Here is a 3,171-nt window from a genome sequence, read left to right on the forward strand (position 1 = left end):
ACACGGTGGATGCCTAGGCAGTTGGAGGCGATGAAAGACGTAGGAGCCTGCGATAAGCTCGGGGGAGCTGGCAAACAAGCTATGATCCCGAGATCTCTGAATGGGGGAACCCACCTACCTTTGGTAGGTATCGTACAGTGAATACATAGCTGTACGAAGCGAACCCGGGGAACTGAAACATCTAAGTACCCGGAGGAAAAGAAATCAACCGAGATTCCCTTAGTAGCGGCGAGCGAAAGGGGACCAGCCCTTAAGTGGCTTTGGTGTTAGTGGAAGGCTCTGGAAAGTGCCGCGATACAGGGTGATAGCCCCGTACACGAAAATGCCTTAGTCATGAAAACGAGTAGGACGAGACACGTGATATCTTGTCTGAATATGGGGGGACCATCCTCCAAGGCTAAATACTCCCAACTGACCGATAGTGAACCAGTACCGTGAGGGAAAGGCGAAAAGAACCCCTGTGAGGGGAGTGAAATAGATCCTGAAACCGTGTGCGTACAAGCAGTAGGAGCAGACTTGTTCTGTGACTGCGTACCTTTTGTATAATGGGTCAGCGACTTATTGTCAGTGGCAAGGTTAACCGTATAGGGGAGCCGTAGCGAAAGCGAGTCTTAATAGGGCGTCTAGTCGCTGGCAATAGACCCGAAACCCGGCGATCTATCCATGTGCAGGTTGAAGGTGAGGTAACACTTACTGGAGGACCGAACCCACAAATGTTGAAAAATTTGGGGATGACGTGTGGATAGGGGTGAAAGGCTAATCAAGCCGGGAGATATCTGGTTCTCCCCGAAAGCTATTTAGGTAGCGCGTCATGTCTCACCCTCGGGGGTAGAGCACTGTTTGGGCTAGGGGGTCATCCCGACTTACCAACCCCATGCAAACTACGAATACCGAGGAGTGCAATCATGGCAGACAGACAGCGGGTGCTAACGTCCGTTGTCAAGAGGGCAACAACCCAGACCGCCAGCTAAGGTCCCCAATGTTAGTTAAGTGGGAAACGATGTGGGAAGGCTTAGACAGCTAGGAGGTTGGCTTAGAAGCAGCCACCCTTTAAAGAAAGCGTAATAGCTCACTAGTCGAGTCGGCCTGCGCGGAAGATGTAACGGGGCTAAAACTAGCAACCGAAGCTGCGGCTGCATACTTTGTATGTGGGGTAGGGGAGCGTTCTGTAAGCCGTCGAAGGTGTGTTGAGAAGCATGCTGGAGGTATCAGAAGTGCGAATGCTGACATGAGTAACGATAAGGGGAGTGAAAAACTCCCCCGCCGGAAGATCAAGGGTTCCTGTCCAACGCTAATCGGGACAGGGTTAGTCGGCCCCTAAGGCGAGGCGGAAACGCGTAGTCGATGGGAAACAGGTTAATATTCCTGTACCTCTTTTTACTGCGATGGGGGGACGGAGAAGGCTAGAGCAGCACGGCGTTGGTTGTCCGTGTTTAAGGTCGTAGGCTGGTGTCTTAGGTAAATCCGGGATGCTAAGGCTGAGAACTGATGACGAGTGTTCCTCGGAACATGAAGTGCTTGATGCCATGCTTCCAAGAAAAGCCTCTAAGCTTCAGGTAAAAAGAGACCGTACTCCAAACCGACACAGGTGATCAGGTAGAGAATACCAAGGCGCTTGAGAGAACTCGGGTGAAGGAACTAGGCAAAATGGCACCGTAACTTCGGGAGAAGGTGCACTGCTGGTGGTGAAGGACTTGCTCCGTAAGCTACTGGCAGTCGAAGATACCAGGCCCCTGCAACTGTTTATTAAAAACACAGCACTCTGCAAACACGTAAGTGGACGTATAGGGTGTGACGCCTGCCCGGTGCCGGAAGGTTAATTGATGGGGTTAGCGCAAGCGAAGCTCTTGATCGAAGCCCCGGTAAACGGCGGCCGTAACTATAACGGTCCTAAGGTAGCGAAATTCCTTGTCGGGTAAGTTCCGACCTGCACGAATGGCGTAATGATGGGGGCGCTGTCTCCACCCGAGACTCAGTGAAATTGAAATCGCGGTTAAGATGCCGTGTACCCGCGGCTAGACGGAAAGACCCCGTGAACCTTTACTATAGCTTTGCACTGAACTTTGAACCTATCTGTGTAGGATAGGTGGGAGGCTTTGAAATCGAGACGCTAGTTTCGATGGAGCCGTCCTTGAAATACCACCCTGGTATGTTTGAGGTTCTAACGTCGGCCCCTTATCGGGGTTACGGACAGTGTATGGTGGGTAGTTTGACTGGGGCGGTCTCCTCCCAAAGAGTAACGGAGGAGCACGAAGGTGTGCTAATCATGGTCGGAAATCATGAGGTTAGTGTAAAGGCAAAAGCACGCTTGACTGCGAGACAGACATGTCGAGCAGGTACGAAAGTAGGTCTTAGTGATCCGGTGGTTCTGTATGGAAGGGCCATCGCTCAACGGATAAAAGGTACTCCGGGGATAACAGGCTGATACCGCCCAAGAGTTCACATCGACGGCGGTGTTTGGCACCTCGATGTCGGCTCATCACATCCTGGGGCTGAAGCCGGTCCCAAGGGTATGGCTGTTCGCCATTTAAAGTGGTACGCGAGCTGGGTTTAGAACGTCGTGAGACAGTTCGGTCCCTATCTGCCGTGGGCGTTGGAGATTTGAGAAGAGTTGCTCCTAGTACGAGAGGACCGGAGTGAACGAACCTCTGGTGTTCGGGTTGTCATGCCAATGGCACTGCCCGGTAGCTATGTTCGGACGGGATAACCGCTGAAAGCATCTAAGCGGGAAGCCTCCTTCAAGATGAGATCTCCCTGAGGCTTTAAGCCTCCTAAAGAGCCGTTGAAGACTACGACGTTGATAGGTTGGGTGTGGAAGCGCTGCGAGGCGTTGAGCTAACCAATACTAATTGCTCGTGCGGCTTGACCATATAACAGAATCGACTGTTAGCGGTTAAATGATTCAATACAAAACCGGACTTGTACGATATGCAAGCGTCCAAAATGCTGTAAAATACAGCCAGCAAACTTTACGTTCCGCCACCCTATTTGAGTCAATCGAGGCCGATGTACTACACATCCTAAGACCTCCGAACTCATCCAGAATTGCTTGACGACCATAGCGAGTTGGAACCACCTGATCCCATCCCGAACTCAGAAGTGAAACGACTTAGCGCCGATGGTAGTGTGGGGTCTCCCCATGTGAGAGTAGGTCATCGTCAAGCTTCTAAT

2 rRNA genes (1 of these 2 running past the window's edge) are annotated in these 3,171 nt (G+C 51.7%); both read left to right on the forward strand.

Annotated elements, in window-relative coordinates:
- Nucleotides 1–2,870: ribosomal RNA gene (locus tag SPL68_RS18285) — 23S ribosomal RNA — on the forward strand; it begins 18 nt to the left of the window's first position.
- A 178-nt stretch (nucleotides 2,871–3,048) separates the two neighbouring features.
- A 5S ribosomal RNA gene (gene rrf / locus SPL68_RS18290) occupies nucleotides 3,049–3,164 on the forward strand.
- Nucleotides 3,165–3,171: the final 7 nt, after the last annotated feature.

The sequence above is a fragment of the Cellvibrio chitinivorans genome, assembly GCF_035117775.1.
Classification (GTDB): domain Bacteria; phylum Pseudomonadota; class Gammaproteobacteria; order Pseudomonadales; family Cellvibrionaceae; genus Cellvibrio; species Cellvibrio chitinivorans.